The organism is Novosphingobium taihuense (genome assembly GCF_007830315.1).
GTDB lineage: Bacteria > Pseudomonadota > Alphaproteobacteria > Sphingomonadales > Sphingomonadaceae > Novosphingobium > Novosphingobium taihuense.
Genome location: NZ_VLKJ01000004.1, coordinates 198,500 through 219,906, shown reverse-complemented (window position 1 = coordinate 219,906; position 21,407 = coordinate 198,500). Strand labels below are relative to the sequence as shown.

The 21,407-nt window shown below is 61.9% G+C and carries 15 protein-coding genes and 1 tRNA gene; 10 read left to right on the top strand and 6 right to left on the bottom strand.

The genetic code is table 11. The features are described 5' to 3' along the window. Positions 1–69: 69 nt before the first annotated feature. Positions 70–936, top strand: coding sequence for a glutathione-dependent disulfide-bond oxidoreductase (gene yghU, locus IQ25_RS10380; protein WP_144905456.1), 867 nt, complete (start codon positions 70–72; stop codon positions 934–936). 100 nt (positions 937–1,036) lie between these two features. Then, a tRNA-Gln gene (locus IQ25_RS10375) sits at positions 1,037–1,111 on the top strand. Between the two features lie 292 nt (positions 1,112–1,403). Here IQ25_RS10375 and IQ25_RS10370 read toward each other — a convergent pair. After that, positions 1,404–3,974 (bottom strand): beta strand repeat-containing protein, encoded by a 2,571-nt coding sequence (locus tag IQ25_RS10370; protein WP_158637729.1) that lies wholly within the window; start codon positions 3,972–3,974, stop codon positions 1,404–1,406. 564 nt (positions 3,975–4,538) lie between these two features. Here IQ25_RS10370 and IQ25_RS10360 point away from each other — a divergent pair. From IQ25_RS10360 to IQ25_RS10340, 5 genes are all read left to right on the top strand, one after another. After that, positions 4,539–4,916, top strand: coding sequence for a hypothetical protein (locus IQ25_RS10360; RefSeq protein ID WP_144905453.1), 378 nt, complete (start codon positions 4,539–4,541; stop codon positions 4,914–4,916). Between the two features lie 345 nt (positions 4,917–5,261). Further along, on the top strand, positions 5,262–6,551 hold the full coding sequence (locus tag IQ25_RS10355; protein WP_144905451.1) for an adenylosuccinate synthase: 1,290 nt from the start codon (positions 5,262–5,264) through the stop codon (positions 6,549–6,551). A gap of 56 nt (positions 6,552–6,607) precedes the next feature. Further along, positions 6,608–7,123, top strand: coding sequence for a L,D-transpeptidase family protein (locus IQ25_RS10350; RefSeq protein WP_144905449.1), 516 nt, complete (start codon positions 6,608–6,610; stop codon positions 7,121–7,123). A gap of 87 nt (positions 7,124–7,210) precedes the next feature. Continuing rightward, positions 7,211–8,254: a MarR family winged helix-turn-helix transcriptional regulator gene (locus IQ25_RS10345; RefSeq protein ID WP_246415484.1), complete on the top strand. Its 1,044-nt coding sequence runs from the start codon at positions 7,211–7,213 to the stop codon at positions 8,252–8,254. 147 nt (positions 8,255–8,401) lie between these two features. After that, a complete protein-coding gene (locus IQ25_RS10340) occupies positions 8,402–9,133 on the top strand; it encodes a cupin domain-containing protein (RefSeq protein ID WP_144905447.1) in 732 nt (243 codons plus the stop codon). Between the two features lie 41 nt (positions 9,134–9,174). Here IQ25_RS10340 and IQ25_RS10335 read toward each other — a convergent pair whose 3' ends face one another. From IQ25_RS10335 to IQ25_RS10325, 3 genes are all read right to left on the bottom strand, one after another. Then, entirely contained in the window at positions 9,175–9,801 is a 627-nt protein-coding gene (locus IQ25_RS10335; protein WP_158637728.1) for an SCO family protein, read from the bottom strand. A gap of 86 nt (positions 9,802–9,887) precedes the next feature. Then, positions 9,888–11,417, bottom strand: a complete 1,530-nt coding sequence (locus tag IQ25_RS10330; protein ID WP_258537004.1) for a DUF4139 domain-containing protein — start codon at positions 11,415–11,417, stop codon at positions 9,888–9,890. 8 nt (positions 11,418–11,425) lie between these two features. Continuing rightward, positions 11,426–12,904 carry a DUF4139 domain-containing protein gene (locus IQ25_RS10325; RefSeq protein WP_144905441.1) on the bottom strand — a complete coding sequence of 493 codons (1,479 nt, stop codon included), beginning with the start codon at positions 12,902–12,904 and terminating at the stop codon, positions 11,426–11,428. A 104-nt stretch (positions 12,905–13,008) separates the two neighbouring features. Between IQ25_RS10325 and IQ25_RS10320 the strand changes: the two genes are divergently transcribed. Beyond that, complete coding sequence (locus tag IQ25_RS10320) at positions 13,009–14,766, top strand: cation:proton antiporter domain-containing protein (protein ID WP_144905439.1); 1,758 nt, start codon at positions 13,009–13,011, stop codon at positions 14,764–14,766. Here IQ25_RS10320 and IQ25_RS10315 read toward each other — a convergent pair. Both IQ25_RS10315 and IQ25_RS10310 read right to left on the bottom strand, forming a co-directional pair. Next, entirely contained in the window at positions 14,749–15,651 is a 903-nt protein-coding gene (locus IQ25_RS10315; RefSeq protein ID WP_144905437.1) for a LysR substrate-binding domain-containing protein, read from the bottom strand. The genes IQ25_RS10320 and IQ25_RS10315 overlap by 18 nt on opposite strands. 787 nt (positions 15,652–16,438) lie before the next feature. Then, on the bottom strand, positions 16,439–17,305 hold the full coding sequence (locus IQ25_RS10310) for a LysR substrate-binding domain-containing protein (protein ID WP_144905435.1): 867 nt from the start codon (positions 17,303–17,305) through the stop codon (positions 16,439–16,441). 101 nt (positions 17,306–17,406) lie between these two features. On the opposite strand from IQ25_RS10310, the gene IQ25_RS10305 reads away from it, so the two are divergent. Both IQ25_RS10305 and IQ25_RS10300 read left to right on the top strand, forming a co-directional pair. Further along, positions 17,407–18,801 carry a proton-conducting transporter transmembrane domain-containing protein gene (locus IQ25_RS10305; RefSeq protein ID WP_158637727.1) on the top strand — a complete coding sequence of 465 codons (1,395 nt, stop codon included), beginning with the start codon at positions 17,407–17,409 and terminating at the stop codon, positions 18,799–18,801. 41 nt (positions 18,802–18,842) lie between these two features. Next, positions 18,843–21,401, top strand: coding sequence for a DUF2309 domain-containing protein (locus IQ25_RS10300; RefSeq protein ID WP_158637726.1), 2,559 nt, complete (start codon positions 18,843–18,845; stop codon positions 21,399–21,401). Positions 21,402–21,407 lie beyond the last annotated feature (6 nt).

The window sequence follows — 21,407 nt, the reverse complement described above, 5'->3', positions numbered from 1 at the left end:
ACCCTTGCGGTTCCTCCGATGAGTCCTCAATATAGTATGCAAGACTAACGATTTTCGAAGGAGCCCCGGATGTCCGAAGAATATGTTCCACCCAAGGTCTGGACTTGGGACAAGGCGAACGGGGGGGCCTTCGCCAGCGTCAACCGCCCGATCGCCGGGCCCACGAGCGAGCGCGAGCTTCCGGTCGGCAAACATCCCTTTCAGGTCTATTCACTTGGCACGCCCAATGGCCAGAAGGCCACGATCATGCTGGAAGAGCTGCTGCAGCTCGGCTTTACCGAGGCCGAGTACGACGCTTGGCTGATCAAGATCTTCGACGGCGACCAGTTCACTTCGGGCTTCGTCGACATCAATCCGAACTCGAAGATTCCGGCGATGGTAGACCGTTCTGGCCCGGAGCCTTTCCGCGTGTTCGAATCGGGTGCGATCCTGATGCACCTTGCAGAAAAGTTCGGCGTACTGCTGCCAACCTCAGGCCCTTCCCGCGCTGAATGCCTATCCTGGCTGTTCTGGCAGGTCGGCTCCGCACCCTTCATCGGTGGCGGATTCGGCCACTTCTACAACTACGCTCCGATCAAGATCGAATATGCAATCGACCGCTATGCAATGGAGACCAAGCGCCTGTTCGACGTCGCAAACCGCCAGCTTGCCAGGACGCGCTTCCTTGCCGGTGATGACTACACCATTGCCGACCTCGCCACCTACACCTGGTTCGGCAACATCTACCGCGGCGAAGCCTATGGCGAGGCCGCGACGTTCCTTTCGATGCATGAGTACGAGAACGTGGGCCGCTGGGTTGCCGAGATCGACGCCCGTCCCGGAGTATTGCGTGGTCGCTTGGTGAACTCACAGAAAGGCATTGCCGAACGCCACGATGCCAGCGATTTCGATGCGCTGCCTCCCGAAAAGCTGCAAGGCATCGTCAAGGGTTTCTGAGTCAGGACGACCGCGGGACGGCAAGCCGGTAGGCACTGTCCCGCAAGTCCCTTATCCCTCTTTTCAAGCGCGCCGACCACGCTATAAGCGCGCCTCCTGTTGGGGCGTCGCCAAGTGGTAAGGCACCGGTTTTTGGTACCGGCATTCGCAGGTTCGAATCCTGCCGCCCCAGCCAGTTTCCAAAAAAGTGCCGACAGAACTGGAAGCAGGGGCCACCTTTCGCTCCCGCAGGGAATCCTTGTCGCACATGTGCGTCCCATGGCCGTGCGTGTCAGAACATGGTGAATAGGCCTGTCGAAGGCGGGCGCCACAAAGTGGGCATGACGTATTCAATCGACTCTGCTGCCGTGCATTCGGCGCCGCGCGACATGCTGTCCGCAAATGTGCCCTTACGACTAACAGGAAATAGAAAAAAGCGGGTCTGCGATGCAGACCCGCTTCTTCCTTTTCAGCCCATGATCGTCAGATCAGAACTTTATGCTGGCTCCGACGCCTGCACCGAAGGCGTCCTTCGAGAAGCCAACGTTCGCGCCGATGCCAACACCGCTCGAGGTGACGGCCTGCGCGCGGATCGCCGCGGCCCACTGGCCCTCGAAGGTACCGACGCCACCGGACAGGCCCGATTCGCCATTGGCGAGGTTCAGCGGAGCTGCCGTCGAAGCGAAGCCCATGGCAACACCCTGGAAGGCCTTGCGGTTGTTGATCTGCAACTGCCCGAAAGTGCTTTCAAGTGCGCTGACCCGGTTGCCCAGCGTGCTGAGCGCGGTGTTTGTCGCGAACAACTGCTGGCCGGTGACCGCATCGGTCGACGTGGCCGAGAGCGTGGCGTTGGCAAGGCCAGAGATCTTGCCGGCATTGCCGGAGTTGATCGTGACGCTGCCTGCCGAGATCGCGCCATTGGCCGAGACATAGTTGCCGGTGACCGTGAAGTTGCCGCCAACCGAAGCGTTCCCAGCAATGCTGGCGGTTCCACCAACGGTGAGGTTGGTGCCAACGCCCGTCGTGCCGGTGGACACCAGCGAGGCGCCCGTGACCGTTCCGGTGCTGGTCGAGATGTTGCCAGACACCGTGAAGTTGCCGCCAACCGAGGCATTGCCCGTCGTCGAGAGCGTGGTCGTGGCAATGTTGCCGGTGTTGGTCAGGCCGTTGGTAGTCGTCGCACCCGTGACCGCCAGCGCACCGCCGACAGAGGCATTGCCCGAAGTCGACAAGGTCGCCGTCGAGATATTGCCCGTGTTGGAGATGTTGCCGGTGTTGCTGATGCCCGCCGTGGTCGTCGCACCCGTCACGTTGAGGGTGTTGTTGACCGTAGTTGCACCGTTCAGCGTGGTTGCGCCGGTCACTGCCAGCGTACCGCCAACCGAGGCTGCACCGGTGGTCGACAGGGTCGTTGTCGCGATGTTGCCAGTGTTGGTGATGCCATTGGTGGTGGTGGAGCCGCCAACGGTAAGGTCGCTGTTCGCGCCGACCAAGGTCACGTCGCCGGTGACGTTCTGGTTGCCCGTCTGCGTCAGGTTGCCGACTAGGGCAACGTTGCCGTTCTGGGTCAGCGTACCGTTGTTGGTAGCGCCGGCCAGGGTCGTCGCACCGGTCACGTTCAGGGTGTTGTTGATGCTGGTCGCGCCGTTGGCAGTCAGAGTGTTGTTGACAGTCGTTGCGCCATTGAGCGTCGAGGTGCCGTTAAGTGTGGTCGCTCCATTCGAGGTTAGGCCACCGGAGCCTGCAACAACCGTGGCGCCCGAGATCGTTCCCGAAGCGGTCACGTTCTGCGAGTTCACGTTGGTGGCGTTGACCGTCGTGATGTTGCCGGTTCCAGCCGTAACGGTGCCGAAGTTGCCGTTGGCACCAGCGACAGTACCCGTGGTGGTGGTGATGTTTCCGCTCAGAGTGCTGATGTTGCCAGACTGCGTGCTGATCGAACCGGTGGTGCTTGCGATCGAGCCTGCACCGGTGGTGATGTCGCCACCGCTGGTGCTGATGTCGCCTCCATTGGTTGCAACACCACCGTTGAGCGACGACAGGCCCGTCACCGTCAGCGCGCCGCCTACAGTGGCATTGTTGGTTACTGCCAGACCGCCGGTGGTGGTCGTGCCGCTGTTGTCGATGGTGGTCGAGTTGACCGTCGTGATGTTGCCGGTGGTTGCGTTCAGTGCATCGACATTGTTGATGTCATCGCCGTTCATGTTCAGGTCGCCGGTCAGCGAAGCGCCTGAAGCCGTCACTGCGCCGGTGAACGTACCGTTGCCGGTGTTGTCGACCGTGAAGGTGGTGCCATTGGTCGTGTCGGACACGGTCATGCCGTTATTGTCCAAGACGACTGTCGTCGACGCGGTACCGCCATGCAGGGTGAGGTCGGTATTGGTGATCTGCACATAGCTGCCACCAACGGCGTTGTCGGCATCAAGCGTCAGCGAACCGCTGCTGCCGGAGACAGAACCAGTCGCGATGTTGCCAGCGTTGGTCAGCCCAGCGGTGGTGGTAGCGCCTGAGACGTCAAGCGTATTGGCCGTGATTGTACCGCCGGTAACATCACCCGTCAGGTTGCCCGTAACGTCACCGGTGAGATTGCCCGTGACATCGCCCGTCAGGTTGCCCGTGACGTCGCCAGTCACATTGCCGGTCACATCGCCGGTCAGGTTGCCCGTCACATCACCCGTGACGTTGCCGGTCAGGTTGCCGGTAACATCACCGGTCACGTTTCCGGTGACGTCGCCCGTCAGGTTGCCGGTAACATCGCCGGTCACGTTTCCGGTGACGTCGCCCGTCAGGTTGCCCGTGACGTCGCCCGTCACATTGCCGGTAAGAGTACCGCCGCCAAGATTGATGTTGCCACCGCCCGTCGTGATGGTTCCACCGCCCGTGCTGACACCGCCACCGCCGGTTTGCACATCGCCGCCTGCAGTCAGAAGGTCACCGCCAACGGTCGTGAAATCGCTGCCAGCAGAGGTAGTGGCGGTCTGCGCCAAGGCAGGACCGGCCATGACCACTGCAATGGGCAGAGTCGTGCTGCGCAACAACTTCGTCTTCAAATTCGCCATGTTAACCTCCCGGTATTTGGGCGCAAAAAATCGCTTCGCGAAATGCGAATTATTCAATGACAGCAGTAGTCATCCATTTCTTCTCGAATTAATATCTCCGAGAAGAATAAATAACTAATACCCATTCAATTTTTTCAAAGTGATGATTATCACCGATGCCTTAAGATCATCGCTTCAAAATGGATTGATCTTGATCTATTTCGGATGTCCCCTCACATTTTAGCGAGGTTAACTTGCCGCATGGCGAAGCCGAGTCAACGTTGATTGCCAGCTCTGACGCAGTAATTACATCGGTTTTGAACTTTGAACGGATGGAAAACCCGGGCGCTGATTGAGAAAGCCCCACGAACTAGGCCTAACTTTCGACATATTCGACCGCAGAGCGGTCAACATAAAATCCAGATTGGAGCAGTTACTCGCTGCCTATCCTGCGTCGCAGCATGGCGCACTCGGATCATTGCAGCTTAAAGGATTGATGTGGATGGAGGCGATTTCCCGACATGCTGCCTCGGGCGGCAACCGGCGGATTATCGAAAGGAACGAATTGTGACTTTTTCGGGCAGAATGCAGATACTTCTATCTGCCTTAGCCATGCTTGGCTCCACGGCAGCCAGCGCGGCCGGCTACGTCAATGATCGCAAGCAGTGGCTCTCGATGAAGCCCGAGGCCCGCGCCGCCTATGCCCAAGGGATGAACGACAGCCAGAATTTCATCTATGCTGATGACACGCTGGCCGAAGCCATGGTCAAGCGTGGCCGCACCAAGTGCCTGCTTGACCTTAAGACGGGGGCCGACACCCTCGCCGAGAACATCACCTTCATGTACAAGAACAACGACTACATGAGCCTGCCGCCATCTGCGATGTACATCATCACCATGGCCAAGATGTGCAAAGTCTACATCGATATCGAACGATCGACGTTCGGCTTGGGACCATCCTGAAGCATCTGCCGCGGAATCACTTCTTGTGGCAGCGGTTCCTCTTGCCGGCTGACTGCAGCGAATCCAATTTCCGCCGGTAGGTGCACCAGCCGGGCAAGCGTTGGCTCTGCGTCTCTCCATGGCTGCCTTGCCAGGATTTGCCGGCTCATCTCTCGTACAACTGGCCGTGGAGAAGTCCGGCAACATGCTGGCCGTCTTATGCACCAAGCTTGACTTTCGCCTGCCTCTGCCCCTAGGGCCCGCACCGAAAACCGGGGCTTACGCCCTGCTCATCCATCCCGTTTCGCCGAGTCCTGTCGAAGGGCGTCTTGAGGATCCACCCTGGCAGGGTGGAGGAGTGTATCCATGGCCAACGTAACCGTGATCGGCGCCCAGTGGGGCGACGAAGGAAAAGGCAAGATCGTCGACTGGCTCGCAAGCCGGGCCGACGCCGTCGTCCGCTTCCAGGGCGGGCATAACGCCGGTCACACGCTGGTCGTGGGAGATCAGGTTTACAAGCTCTCCCTGCTGCCCTCGGGAATCGTTACCGGCACGCTGTCGATCATCGGCAACGGTGTCGTGCTTGATCCATGGGCGCTCAAGGCCGAGATTGAGAAGCTCACGGCCCAGGGCGTAGAAATCGATGCAGATAACTTCGCCATTGCCGACAACTGTCCGTTAATTCTGCCCCTCCATCGCGACCTTGACGGGTTGCGCGAACAAGCTGCTGGCGCTGGCAAGATCGGCACGACTGGCCGCGGCATCGGCCCTGCCTATGAAGACAAGGTCGGCCGCCGCGCCATCCGCGTATGCGACCTTGCCCACCTTGATGCGCTGGATTCCCAGCTGGATCGCCTTTGCGCCCACCACGACGCCTTGCGCGCAGGCTTCGGCCAGCCTCCGGTCGATCGCGAGGCACTGATCAACGAACTTCGCGAAATCGCACCTTACGTGCTGCAATTCGCCCAACCCGTGTGGAAACGCCTCAATCAAGTTCGCAAGGCAGGAGCACGGATCCTGTTCGAAGGCGCTCAGGGCGTGCTGCTCGACGTTGACCACGGCACTTATCCGTTCGTAACCTCGTCTAATACGGTTTCCGGCACTGCTGCATCCGGCTCCGGCCTCGGGCCTTCGTCGACCGGATTCGTACTGGGCATCGTCAAGGCTTACACCACCCGTGTTGGTTCGGGCCCCTTCCCGACCGAGCTCGAAGACGAGGTGGGGCAGCGCCTAGGCGAACGTGGCCATGAGTTCGGCACGGTCACCGGGCGCAAGCGCCGCTGCGGCTGGTTCGATGCCGTGCTCGTCCGCCAGTCCTGCGCCATTTCAGGCGTCACCGGCATCGCGCTGACCAAGGTCGACGTGCTCGACGGGATGGAAAAGGTGAAGATCTGCACCGGCTATCGCCTGCGCGGCAAGGTGCTGGATTACTTCCCCAGCCACGCCGCCGATCAGGCCGAAGTTGAGCCAATCTACGAGGAAATGGACGGCTGGGCGGGCACCACCGCTGGTGCACGTTCGTGGGCAGACCTGCCCGCACAGGCGATCAAGTACATCCAGCGCGTCCAGGAACTGATCGAAACGCCCGTCGCGCTTGTCTCCACCAGTCCCGAGCGCGAAGACACGATCCTGGTGCGCGATCCGTTCGTCGACTGAGAGTTTCTGGCAAGCTTGGTCTTGGGAGCAGGACGGGTCTCGCGTAATCTCGCGCGATGTCCCGCTCCGTCCTGACAATCATTCTTCCGCTGGCCTTGCTGTTGCAGGGCCAGGTTGGATCACGCGCCGAAACTTGGGCCATTTCCGCCGAGGATGTGTCGTCGGTCCGCGTCGAAAAGGCAGCGCGACGCCTCTTGCTGCTCGATGAAAACGGTCGGCCACTCCGCATCATCAACGGAATCCAGCTTGGCGGAGATCCGGTAGGTGCAAAGCACTTCGAAGGTGACGAACGGACGCCCGAAGGTCGCTATGTGATCGACTATGCCAACCCGTCGAGCAGCTATCATCTGTCGCTGCACATCTCATATCCGGCCCCCCGGGACCGCGCTTTTGCCGAATCGCTTGGGGCATCTCCCGGTGGCCAGATTTTCATCCACGGACAGCCAAACTCACTCGAAAGCGGACGCATGGTGGGTGACTGGACCGATGGCTGCATCGCGCTTTCCAATCAGGAAATTGAGGAATTGTGGGAGCTTGTGCCAGATGGAACGCCGATCGAAATCGTGAATTAGTCCAATTTCGAAGCAATCAATCTTGACCTGATCCTCATTTGTTCCACTCATGTTCGCGCTAAGTGTGATTACTGAGGAACAATCGCGATGACACTGGATCAGGCAGCTGCACGGTTCGATTTCGCATGGAACGACGATGCCTATCGGTCGGAAGTTTGCCCGACAGGGGCTGACGTGGCGTGGCTAAGCCCTTGCTCGCCGCTGGCGGTTTCGATCTTCGCTGACCGGGCATACTTGCGCATGGAGATGGCTGAAGATGCGGCTGCAGCAGGCCTGCGTGTTGCTCGCACGGGAGAGATCGCCTCGCTGCTGGCCTCCGCCTCAGAACATCCGTTGGGTGATCTCGTGCTCATCGATTGCCCGGTGCTCGAAGCGGCCGAGATGGCAGCCCTTTCGCTGCTCGATGTGCGGGTTGCGAAGAGCGGTGCACATTTGGTGGTGTCAACCAGCATGGGCTCGCTTGATGACGTATTCGGTTGCCTGGATCAGTCCGCTGCGCAGATTCTCGTCAGCCCCAGCCGTGCCGAACGCGTGATTGCGCTTGGCCACATCCTCTCGATGCCAGAGATGGCCGCTCGCGGCGGGCGCGTGCGCGAACTTTCCGACCACGACCGGATGTCGCTCCTGCGGCTTACCCAGCAGGTGGGCGCGATTGCGCAGCGTCTGGAGTCCCTTTCCGGGTCAGGTACGGAAACCAGCAGGGTCGAAGCATCAGCTTTCGCTTTCGATGCCACGGGAGAACGAGATCGTGCCACGCAGCGTCTCGTTCGCGGGAAGCGCGCATCGCTTCCCGATCCCCGCCTGGTCCGCAAGATCATCCGCCAACGCCAGTTGCGCGCCCGGTTTTTCGAGGGCGACCTGTTTGCTGATCCTGCATGGGACATGCTGCTCGATCTCACGGCGGCGCGGTCGGAACACAAACGTGTGTCGGTTACCTCGCTGTGCATCGCGTCCGGCGTGCCGCCCACAACCGCGTTGCGCTGGATCAGCCAGATGACGGATGCCGGCCTGCTGTGCCGAGCCGAGGACGCCACGGACCGTCGTCGTGCCTTCATTGCGCTATCCGACACGGCGGCCGAGCACATGGCACATTACTTCGCGGAGATCGAAGCCGCGGCTTTGCCATTGTGAACCGGAGCGTTGCACAAGTCTGACAGCAAGCTCTGCCACCAGACATGCTCTCTTCGGCGCTTACTACCGGTGCGCACACCCGATAGCGCAGCACCGCACAACACTATGCTGTAGGTTGGCGCGGTAAACAGCTTGTTGCAGGTACCGATGACCACCACCACGTCCAACGTCCATTCATTCTATGACCTTCGCGCATTCGCAGCCGATGTCCGGTTTGGCGATGCCACGGATGCAGATGTGATAACCGGTTGGGCCGCCGATAGCTGCGCCTTGCCCTTGTCTCAAGGTCCGGTTGCAGTACTTGCAGCGAGGATCGCGCCGAAGGGCAACCACGCGGGGCTGGAAGCGGATGAGTTCGTCTTCGTTCTCGAAGGAAAACTGACTCTTGTAAAAGGGAACCACTCGGTTGCTTTGCCCCGTAATGCCAGCGCAGTGATTCCCGCTGGGAAGCCCTTCGCCTGGCAGGCTGCAGTGGGTACGACGGTAATCATCATGCGTTGCGGCAGCGGTCCGGCTGGAGCGGAAACAATCGTCCCCATCGATGAAAGCATGGACCTTGTTCCCTCCGGGCCGCCGCTTGCTGAATTGCTGGTCGGCGCAACGCCATCATGCCGGAATTTTACAGACTACCGCTCTGCCAATGGCGAGTTTGTGTGCGGCACGTGGGATTCAACACCCTATCATCGCCTTAGCATGCCCTATCGGCACCATGAATTCATGCACCTGCTGGAGGGTGACGTAACTTTCGTCGATGGCAATGGACGCGAGGCAACCTTTTCGCGGGGTGACGCCTTTCTCGTAGAGATGGGCGCACATTGCTCGTGGGAAAGCCGAAACCACGTGAAGAAGGTCTATGCCATCTACCGACCCGCCGCCTGAGGACAGCTAACGCTCAACTCGAAGCGCAGCGCCGAAAACGGTCAGGCTGGTGGATCAGAGGCCGATGCACTTGCAGCGCCCGAAGGGATTGCGAGTACGCCACGCAGTTTTTTGAGCAAGACGGCATTGCTATCACTCGGCGCGATCGTATCCCAGAAGTCGCCATCAGCGTTGTAGAGATAGGCGTTTGTCGTGTGTTCTATGCGGTACGTGCCGTCGGGTTGGGCACGCCTCTCGACAAACACGCCGGCATTGTCGGTCACCCGGTTGACCACCTCGGCACTTCCGGTCAGCGCGATGATGGATTGGCCAAGTGACTTGACGAAGGCTGCCAACCTTTCGTGCGTATCGTGCTTCGGATCGACGGTGATGAAAACGATGGGCAACTGTTGCGGCGCAAGTCGCATTTGCCTGCGCAGGTCTGCCAGGCGCAAAAGCATGGTCGGGCATCGATCAGGGCAAGCGGCATAGCCGAAGTAGGTTATGTAAGGACGCCCCTTGAGGCTTGATCGCGTGAACAGCGTACCGTCGGTTGCAACCAGCTGATAGTTGCCTTTGGTATCGACGCTGGTCTCAGCCACCTGCTTGTCATTGCCATGACAAAACACGACGAAACCTGCCGCAATGACAAGCACCAGCAATACCAAAAAGGGCAAAGCTCTTCGCATTCTCTCCGACTGTTCGTTGCGGCCCGTTATCTCACGATGCCACAGATAACACTGACAGCCATCAGACATATGCGAAGGCACACAATTCAGTCGGATTTAACGATCGCGTAAACGAGTGAGACCGTAGCCATCGGGCCGATGTCGGTTGCCCAGATGCTCCGTCCATCCTTGCGCGAAAGCCTGCCACCAGAAATGGCCTTCACCCCATTTGCGCTGTTGGAGGCTATGCGCGCTTCAAACCTTACCGGGACTGGACGCGCATTGCGAACCGTGAGCCGAACGGTCATCGATCGCTCGTCGGCTTTGATTTCCTCTGCCGAGGCAGTAACTTGAGTTGCCTCAGAGAGCAGGATTTCCACGTCCTCGCCCACCGCGCGATCAGGCAGACCGCCCTCCCCCGAGAGCAGCACTGCATCGCCATGCGCTTCGAACACGGTAAGCGGACCACCCGGCAGAGGGAGGCCGAGCCCATCCTCCTTGCGGTTGCGGGTGCGCAGAATCTGGCGGACTTCGTTGACGTTGTCTTCCCAGACTTCGGCCCGGTAGAGCGCTTCCATCTTCACGCCCACCTTCTGAGCGAGGGCCACCTGCTTCTGCGCATTGGCGGCGACGGTAACGGGCACAGGCACGCGGTAAAGCTTCAGATCGCCCAAGCCCTCCTGCTGCACCGTGACCGGGGCGTTCATAACTGCGTCGTTCCGGCGCTGTGCGGTCACAACGATGTCCGCCATTTCCATCGCAGGGGGAGCCGGTGCCGGCATCGCCAAAGCAGGAGGTGGGACAGGGACGGGCGCCACTGGCGATACAGCACATTGCAGCACCAGTTCCCCTCCCGCAGGCTTGACCCCTTGGTCGCTGTCCTCGCGATTGACCTCCCCAGCGATTACCGCAGTCTCAGCATCGGCAAAACTGGTCGAATCGCTGCTTGCCAGCGTGACCCAGGCCGATAGATCGGCGGTGCGGCCATCAGGATTCATGTGGATCACATAGTTCGATTGCCAATCGAACCCCCAGGCCAGATACGACAGCGACAGAGTTGCCTTCTGCGCCACAGGACTGTCCGTCTCGACGGAGAGCGTCGGCCGCGCCGAAAGGTCCTTTGGTGCTTCGGGATAGAGCAGATCATCCTCGAGACCGCCGCAGTTCACGGCCTCGAAGCCCTGGGAGGTCTGAAGGATCGCCGCGCCATCCGGCCCCGAGCGGATGATCGCGCGCTCCTCGCGCACGACGCCCGTCGCTGGCACTATCCGTCGTAGAATGATCGGCCGTCCATACATGCGCGCATAGAGGCTGCGCGGGGACAGAAGGTCGGCATCGAGGTTCTTTTCGCGCACGCCCGCTGGCAGGCCGGTGACAATGGCGCTTTCCGGAAACAGCCCCGCTGCCACCCCTTCAAAGCGTATCGTCGCCTTGCCTGCGGGGATTTCGACGGTCCGCGTCTCTGTGACGAGCGCGTACCCTTCCAGCCAATCGAGATCCATCGCCTCGTCACTGCCTCGGTCCGGAGCGCGATAGACGCTCACCGAAACCCTATCGGGCGCGGCAGAGGTTATCGGGTCCTGCCCCAGAACCGGAGCCGAACAGAGCACAAGCGCCAGAAAGGAAACGCGGCGCACGAGCGGGCTCAGTACCGGGTGTCGAACTGGACGGTCAGCGTGGTCTCGCCATTGGCCGGCACCGGCACCTGCCAGATGCGCTCGTCAGCAGAGCGCTGTTCGCCCTTGATGCTCTCGGACGGCACGCGGGTATCATGCCACCAGTTGTCGAGCCCGCCCTGCACCACTTCGACGGTAACCGGCGTAGCCTTGGCGTTCGTCACCTTGTAGGTCATGGTCGTGCGCCAGAAGACCTTTTCGGCTTCGACCGTCACCTCGCTGGGTGCCTTGCCCGGCATTGTCACGCGATAGCGCACGCTGCGCTCCCATTCGCCGCTGTCGATCCTGTCGCGCTTTTCCAGCACCGGCTGAACTTTCACATCGAAGGCCTCGCCCGTCTTCAGTGCCAGCGATGATCCCATCGGAGTGTGGCCAATACCGTTCTCGCCAATGAACTGTGGCTGCCCGCGCGCATCGCGCATGTAAACGCGGACCGTACCCGCCGGGAGCGCATCGCCCAGCCCCGCCTCACGCGCGGTCGAGAAGCGCAGCACCGTATCCGCACTCTGCGGCTCGGTCTGGCTGGAGAGCCAGCCGTTGCGGAAGTGATAGGCCTTGGTGGCGGGCGCTCCGGCCACATCGAGGAAGCTGACCTGCTTTTGCTGGGCATTGGCAACGGTGGTTCGCCCGGTGATGGGATAGACGTAGAAATCGCCAAGGCTTTCGCGGTTGGCGCTTTGCGTGCCCATGCGATTGCCGGGCATCACCCGACGCCCGCCACCATAGTTCTGGGCGGCATAGTTCTGCGCGCCATCACCCACGGATCCGGCCACCAGCAGCACCTTGGCCTTGTCGAATGTCGTCCCGCTGTTGTTGTTGAGCGTGATCCAGCCCTGCACGTCGATCTTGCCGGCCGTCTCGTCGAACAGGGCAACATAGTCGGCCTTCCAGCCAAACCCGCGTGACAGGTAGCTCAGCGACACGGGGCGAGCCCCGGGAGTCGTGGTATCGAGCGTGACAGAAAGCGTTGGCCGCGCGCGCAAGCCTGCCGGAAGGCTCGGGAAGATCACGCGTGCACCATATTCGTTGAGCACTTCGATCCGGTCGCCTACGCGCACCACTGTCCCGCCATTGTTGGCAAGGATCGTCGCCGCCTCGCGCGTTTCCACGCCGGTTGCGGGATTGGTGCGGACCAGCGTCACCGTCTGGCCGACCGCCTTGTCCATGAGCTTGGCAGGCGTCAACAGATCGTAGTCGAAGTTCTGCTCGACGATCCCGGTGCCGCCAGCGTTGAGCGTCACCGTCTCGGGCCGGATCGCGGCGGAAACATCGGGAAACTCCTGCCGGGTTCGGCCGAGCGGCAGCGACATCTGCCGCACATCCTGCACCAGCGCGAGATCGTTGTTGTAGATGGTCAGCGAGACGTCGCCCTGGGCAGAAGTCGTCGCAGGCTGTGCGATGGCTGCGGCCGGAATCGTCGCGACTGCCAGTACCAGACCCATTCGCATATCTGCCCCTCCGTCGTTTCCCTTGGGCTAGACCTTCCGCAACGACAGATCAACGCAAGCTGAACGACGGTTGCGATGAAGCGAGAGCGGCCTAAAGAAAGGAAATGGCAGAACATTCCTCCATGCTCCGCGACGGCTTCCTGCTTCTGGGCTTCGCTCTGGCCTTCGTGCTGGTGTTCCGGCGGCTCGGGCTTGGTGCGACTTTGGGCTATTTGCTCGCCGGAGCCGTGGTCGGGCCGCAAGTGCTGGGCTTGGTAGGGGATGCAGAACAGAAGCTAGGCATTGCCGAGCTTGGCATCACTCTGCTGCTGTTCCTCGTCGGTCTTGAACTGAACCCGTCGCGCCTGTGGAAGATGAAGCGCGACATTCTCGGTCTGGGTCTGCTGCAGGTAACCGTTTGCGGTCTTGCCATTGCGGGCATGATCCTGCTGACGACCGAGTTCAGTTGGGAAGCCGCGCTTGCACTGGGTATGCCCTTGGCGCTTTCGTCCACCGCGCAGGTCCTGCCGATGCTCCAATCTTCCGGACGTCTGCGTACGCCGTTTGGCGAGCGGGCCTTTGCCATCCTGCTGTTTCAGGACCTCTCGATCATCCCGATGATCACCATCATTACGGCGATGAGCCGCAATCCGGCCGATGCCGGTGGCCCTCCGGGCTGGCTGATGGTGATCTACACTCTGGCCGCCATAGCCGCGCTGATCGCAGCCGGACGTTATCTGATCCGTCCGCTGTTCCGGCTGATCGGCAATCTCGGCGAGCGCGAAATGTTCGTCGTCGCCGCGCTTTTCACGGTCATGGCCTCGGCAGCGGTCATGGAGCTTTTGGGACTGTCGACCGCGCTGGGCGCGTTCGTTGCAGGCGTGATGCTGGCCGACAGCCCCTATCGCCATGAGCTTGAGGCCGATGTCGAGCCATTCCGTTCGATCCTGCTCGGCCTGTTCTTCCTTGCCGTCGGCATGATGCTGAACCTGCACGCCATTGCCGAGCGGCCGCTGTTCGTGGCGGGGATGGCGGCAGGGCTGATCGCGATCAAGGCGGCGATCATCTTCGGGATTGGGCGCGCTTTCGGAATGCCCTGGCGCGGCGCGCTGGCACTCGGACTTCTGCTCAGCCAAGGCGGCGAATTCGGCTTTGTGTTGTTCGCACAGGCGCAGAACGCGCTGCTGATCGCGCCTGACGCGGCCAGCCTGTTTGGCGCAGTCGTCACCCTGTCGATGGCCACCACGCCGTTCCTGATGATGGCGACGGCCAATTTTCGGCGCGAAGCGGAGGCTGCCAAGGGTGAACGCGAAGGCCCGCAGCCCGATGGCGCGAACGCCGTGGTGGTGGGCTTCGGCCGCTTCGGACAGGGCGTCACACAGATGCTGCTCGCCAGCAACATCCCGGTGACCATGGTCGATACCGACATCGAAATGATCGACGTTGCCGCAGGATTTGGCGCCAAGGTCTATTTTGGCGACGGCACGCGGATCGACCTGTTGCGACAGGCGGGGGCAGAGGAAGCCGAGATGATCTTCTTCTGCATGGACGGTGACCAGATTTCGCCGGAATTCGTCGAGGCGGTGCACGAAGCGTTCCCCCGCGCAGCGATCTACGTCCGCGCCTATGACCGCCGCGCCCTGATCCGCCTGCGCGGAACGCCGGTCGGAGCAGTCGTGCGCGAAGTCATGGAATCCGCAGTGAAGATGGCTCGCATCGCCTTGGCCGATGCTGGACTGTCGCAAGATGCAATTGCGCGGGCAGAAGACATGTTCCGTGCCAACGACCGTGAACGGCTGAAACTGCAGATCGAGGCTGGCGACGTGCGCGTCGCACGTGACCACATCATCACGCAGCCACAGGCGTCAACACAACAGGGATAGCGCTTCGGCTTGGATGCGCTCGGCAAGGGCGCGGTAATCGCCCGCACTTGCGGACTTCGCACGCCATGCCGCAACGATATCGCGGCTGCATTGCCACTTGTCGACTTTCAGTCTGGCCACCAGCGCATCGCCGCCCACGTCTGACCGGAGGTAGAGTTCGGGTAGGATCGCCAACCCCACTCCGCTGCCGACCATCTGGTGGATGCTGTCGAGACTGGTGCCTTCATAGTCGTAGAGAACTTCCGCTCCTAGTTCGGCGCAGGCTCGCTGCACCTGCTGGTGATAGTGATGTCGCGGATCGAGCGTCAGGAAACGCTCACCCGCAAGGTCGCTTCGATCGATGTTGCGCGCGCCGACAAGGTGATGATTGCGCGGGGCAACAATGGTCATAGGCTCCTCGAACAATGGGAGCACTTCAAGGTCCTCGCCCACCACGGGCGCTGGGCCGACCATCATGTCGAGACGTCCCGCGACAAGGTCACGCGCCTGCTCGATGGGAATACCATCCCGGATATACAGACGCAGACCAGGTTGCTCCAAATGGAGACCTCCGATGATAGCTGGAAGGAGGTAAGGACCAAGTGTTGGGGTGACACCGAATCGCACGATACCGGTCAATTGATTGCGTGAACGGGCTGCCAGTGCACGAATATCGCGAATCTCTAGCAGCACTCGCTTCGCCCGCTCGGCAATTTCCCGGCCGATGGGGGTCAGTTCGACCGACTGTGCCGCCCGATCGATCAGAATCGCGCCAAGACGGTCTTCCAATGCACGTAACTGATGACTGAGTGTTGGTTGCGAAATGTTGCAGGCTTGGGCCGCCTTGCCGAAGTGTCGCTGTTCGGAAACGGCCAGGAAATACTCAAGCTGTCGAACTGTCGGCATCGAGCCCCCGATAGATGATTTCTATCGGTTTTTGCTCATCCTTTCGATTAGACGCAACAGACGAATCCCGGCATTCGGGTCAGGCAAGAGATGCGAAGGATGCCCCGCCTGGCCAAACCCGGCAGTTACCTGGCTCCCCCCTCGCCTGAACCGGACGGCCATTCCACCGTCTCTTGCCCGGGAGCGGCACATCTCCAGTCCGTGCCGCTCCCGCCAATGTTTCGAACGCGTCGCGCTTTGCCGCTCGGCCCCGAATTTTGCGGCACGCGACACGCCACGTGAGGAGGAGGCCCGCCCCCGGAAGCGTCGGCCGCCACACGTGGAGCACTGGCGGTGTGCGCCGACGACCCTGGCGGCGCGCATCGCCAGACCAATCCCGCCCCTCGGGGCATGCGAAAGGCCAAGAGCCATGTTGACCATGTTTGCAACTGCACTCGCAACGACTTTGGTCCCCGCCAGCCACTCGATTGGTTTGACGGAAATTGCCGAAAGCGCGCACCAAGGTTTTCGCTTGCCCACAGACCTCTACGTTGGTCCAACAAGCGCCCTCGTTGGCACTACGACAAAGACCTGCCCGACCTCGCAGGTCGTCACGGTCTGTGCAAATGGCTCGGACAACAACCTGCAGTTCCGCGTGCCTAACGAGGAAGTTCGTGCGGGCAACGCCACAAGTCACCATCTGCGCTCGCTCCGAATCCAGCCCAGTCGTTGCGTCAACCCGGTAGAGGAAGGGCTGAGATGCATCCGTCCGGTCCCTGCTGCCCGCATTACATTTGGCAACTGAACGTCATGCTCCCCGCTCAAGCGCCGCGATAATGTGCTGGGCGAGCAGGTGCGCCGTCTCGGAAAGGCCCGGAGCCTCGATCAGGGCGATCTCGGTATCATAGAGCGGGGGAAGGCCCGCATCTTCACCTACCGCCGCAAGTCCGGGCGGGACCATTTCGAGCGGCAGAACCGTCATACCAAGCCCTGCGCGAACGGCTGACAGGCTCCCGGCAAGGCTTGTCGAGGTATAGGCCACGCGCCAAGGACGCCCCATGGCGTCAAGCGCCTCGGTCGCGCGCTTGCGATAGACGCAGGGCTCTGGCGACACGACCAGCGGCACACGTGAGAAGTCAGCCGCAGACTGACGATCACGAGCAACCCAGACCAACGGTTCGCGCCAGACGCGCATCCCATCCTGCTGCTCCTGCGTCGGCTGGCGCTTGACCAGTGCGAGATCGAAATGTCCTGCATGGAACCGGTCCAGAAGATTCAGCGTGAGGTCGCAGGTAACCTCCAGTTCCACCAGCGGATGCGCAGCGGTGAAGGCTGAAAGGACCGTCGGAAGATGGGCTGTCGCGAAGTCCTCAGGCACGCCGATCCGCACAGAGCCCGCAATGTCCGGCTCGAACATCTCGGCCACAGTCGCGTCATGAAGCCTGAGGATCTGTCGCGCCGGACCGATCAGACGCTCTCCGTCTGATGTGATCGCCAGACTGCGCGGACTGCGCAGGAACAGGACGCGGCCGACCTGCTCTTCCAGCCGCTTGAGCTGCAACGAGATCGCCGACTGCGTCCGCCCCAGCCGCTCGCCGGCACGGGTGAAGCTGCCGGTATCGGCAATCGTCACGAAACAACGCAGCAGATCGATGTCGAGATTCCGTAAGGCCATGAGACCGCTATATCATTTACAATTGAAATCTTCAACATTTCACTAATTCGTTTCTACAATGATGCTGGATGCTGCACCTGCACAGGCAAGGAGGCGTTGAAATGAATCAGATCACCATGACCGGAAGCCGGCAAGCAGCAAGCCCTGCGACCCATCGCTCTGCTGCAATCGCACTGCGAACTGCGTTGGCCAACCTGCCGATGATAGCCCTCGGCCTGCTGCTGGGTGCGGCATTCCTGACCGGGCATCTGGCAGCGACGACTGCTGGTCTGGCACTGGCAGGACTGAGCCTGCTCGTCACTGTAGTCGTTCTGGTCTTCGCACGACGCCAGCTTCGCGCCGATCCCCGCAGCGCCTCGTTCGCCCGCCTCGCCGCAGGCCTTGCCATCGCTACATTGATGATGGCGCTTGCCTCTGACGCCCTGCTGCTCACGGCAGCATGGATCGTGACAGGTCGGCTCATGGCGGGCCTTATCGGACACGTTGGCGAATGGAGTGAAGCGCGCGATGCGGCTCGCCGGGCCAACATTTCCTTCGCGATCGGCGATCTGGCGCTGGTCGGTGCCATCGTGATCCTGTCATTGGGTGCGGGTTCGAGCGACATTGCCGCTATCTCGGCAGCAGTCCCCGCAATGGTCGGCCCGCAGCTGACGCTTGCGGCCTTCCTTCTCGTCATTGCGGCGCTTGCCCGCTGCGCCCTGCCGCCGTTCTCGAACTGGCTGATGCGCTCGCTTGCAGCACCCACCCCGGTCTCGGCCCTTATGCATGCAGGCTTCGTCAATGCAGGTGGCTTCCTCCTCATCCGTTTCGCCCCCGCACTGGAGGCCGTCATCACCGCTCGCTCCGCCCTCTTTGTCGCCGGTATCGTTGCCGCCCTCGTCGGCAGCGCGATCATGCTGGTCCGCAGCGACGTGAAAGGCGCGCTTGCTGCCTCAACTGTTGGCCAGATGGGCTTCATGCTCCTCACTGTGGCACTCGGGGCTTACCCCGCTGCACTCTGGCACATGGTCGCCCACGGCCTGTTCAAGGCATGGCTCTTCCTCGGATCGGCTGGCACAATCTGCACTGCGCCAACCCGTGCCAAGAGCCTGCCCAAGCCATGGCCCGCCATCATAGCCCTCGCCACGCTGGCAGCAGCGACCACCCTGATCGAGACGCAGCATGCCGACGCCCTGCTTCCGGTAGGTCTGGCGCTTACCGCCCTGCTGTGCGCCCTGGTCGTAGCAATGCGCGCAATGCCGCGCGGGCCAGTAGGGCTTTTCGTGGCAGTCACCCCGATCGTGCTGATCGCACTCAATGCCGCAGCCCTTGCCATCATGACCGGGCTGCAGCCCTCCGCTGCCCAGCCGCTTGTCTCGCCATACGCTCAGGTCGTGCTGCTCTCGCTCTTCCTTGCAGGCTGGATCTGGCAGCAGCAGGTGGTCAGCGGCGAGAAGGCCCTTCCTCGCCCACTCTACGCCCGCCTGATCCACGCCGGCAGCACCATCCCCGCCTGAAGAATCAAGACATCGGCCAAGCAAAATCAAGGACCAAATCCATGAACATCGCCACCGGAGCTCGGCAAGCGACAAACGGCATTCCCGTCAGCCTCCAGGCCGAACGGCAGGAACTGCAAGCACTTGTCGATATTGCCACGCAGACCGTCGCGCCGCTCTGGCCGCTAGACAGCGCCATCGCCGTAAACCCACTATCCGGTTTTGAAGACCAAGCCTTCGAGCAGGCCCTGCCAGAGGCCGCCGGACTGTTCGGCGCTCGGCCCTCGCTGTCGCTCATCCAGTGGCGCAAGATCATGGACGAAGGCCGCATCGACTACGTCGCCATGCGCAAGGCCGTCGTCAATGCGCTCGGTGGGCTCGAAGAGGCCTTCGCATCGCTCGGGCCTGATCTCAACGCCTACAACCTGCTCGTCGCGCGGCTGACCGAGCTGCCCGCCGAAGAGGTTCCGGCAATCCGGCGCGAGCTTTCCCCAGCCCACGCCATCCTTGCCCGCTGGCTGGCTGCATTCTTCGACCGCAACGCCGCGCTGCGCCTGCCCGGTCGTCACCTTGGCCTCTACGCCTGCCTCAGTACCGCTCTCCGGCAAGATCCCGCCCTCGTCCGCACCGGTGACGCTACCGCTGCACACTGGCTGGAGTTGGTGCCCGCCGATCCCATCGAGATGCTGCTGTTTGCCGCGCGGCGTGATGGCGTAGCGCGCGAACGGAGGCTCGACTGGCTGCGGTCGCTGGTCGTCGCCCTTCCCGGCTGGGCGGCACACCTGCGCTGGCGCAGCGAACATGGTGGCCCTGCTGCCAGCGAGGGTGCGCCTGCAACGATGATCGAATTGATGGCGCTGGTTGCTCTAGTCGACGGCACTGTCCGCAACGGGCCCCGTGGCCTGCCCGATCCCGGCACCGAAGCGCCTGACGTCGAACAAGCCCTGCTCAAACACTTCGGCCTAACATCCGATGCGTCGGCGACATGGTCCGAAGTTGCACGCAATCGTCTCCGGAGCGTCGCTGCCCAGTCGCATGCAGAATTGGGCATGATCTTCCAGGAGGCAGCCGAAGCTTCATTCCTCGCAGAATTCGCCCCGCTGCTCGAAGGCGCGTCGGCCCGGATGACCGCGCCCGTGACAAAGCCTTTCGCCGAGGCACAGGCGGTGTTCTGCATCGACGTCCGCTCGGAACCAATGCGGCGCGCGCTGGAAGCGCAAGGGCGGTACGAAACGCTTGGGTATGCCGGTTTCTTCGGCCTGCCCATCGCAATCAACCCGGCCTGTGAAGCACCGCAGCGCAACCAGCTCCCCGTCCTCCTCTCGCCAGCCCACGTCGTGGCCGAACGCGCCGCCACCGGTCGGGAAGCCGAAGCTGATGCGCTGCTATCCCGGCAGGCTGCCCTTGCTGATGCCCGCGCCATGCTCGACACGACCAAGGGCGGGGCTACCGGCTTTGCTACAGCCGAAGCTGCGGGCCCGCTTGCTGCCGTCGCCCTCCTCGCCCGCACGCTGGCCCCGCGCCTTTCCGACACACTGCGCAAGCGGCTCGTCGGGGAGCGAGCCCATCTGTTGACCCCCTCAGCCAGCAATGATCATGACCAAGCGCACGATCATGGCGCCTGCACAATCCCGCTTGAGCAGCGGATTGCCTATGCGCGCAGCATGTTCGCGCTGACCGGTCTTTCGGCGCAAACCGCGCGGCTCGTGGCACTGGTCGGCCATGGCGGTTGCACCACAAACAATGCCTTTGCCGCGAGCCTCGATTGCGGCGCATGCGGCGGTCATCCCGGTGGCCCCAACGCCCGCCTCATGGCCGCGATCCTCAACGATACTCAGGTGCGCGAAGGCCTCGCCACGGAAGGCCTCGCCTTGCCCGACCACACCTGGTTCATCGCCGCCCAGCATGACACCACGCGAGACGAAGTGGAGATTTTCGACCGCCAACTGGTCCCTGCAAGCCATGCTTCCGACCTCGCCCGGCTCGAGCAAGCTCTGATGCGCGCCGGAGCGCAGTGCCGCGAGGAGCGCGCAGGTCGCTTGGGACGGACTGCCGAAGACCTGCTGACCGGTGCCGCCCACTGGGGCGAAGTCCGCCCCGAGTGGGGCCTGTCGGGCAATGCAGCCTTCATAGTCGGCCCCCGCGCGCTTACTGCGGACATCGATCTTGGCGGCAATGCCTTCCTCCATAGCTATGACTGGATGACGGACGTGGACGGCAGCGCCCTGACCGGCATCATGACCGCGCCGATGATCGTCGCACAGTGGATCAACTGCCAGTACCTGTTCTCGACGATCGACAACGAAGTGTTCGGCGCAGGGGACAAGACCACGCAGAACGTCGTCGGTGGGTTCGGCGTGGTGCAAGGCAGCGGCGGCGACCTCTGCGTCGGACTGCCCCGCCAGTCGCTGTTCCGCGACGATGGCACGCCCTACCACACCCCCCGCCGCCTCGCAGTGATCATCGAGGCACCGCTGCAGCGGGTACAGGACATCGTCCTTGCCCACGATGCGGTCGGTCGCCTGGTCGAGAACGGCTGGATAAACCTCGTCGTGATCGATCCCTGGAAGCACAAGGCGCATCACTGGGTGCGCGGCGAGTGGGCGGCCCGCCCCTGCTGACCAACC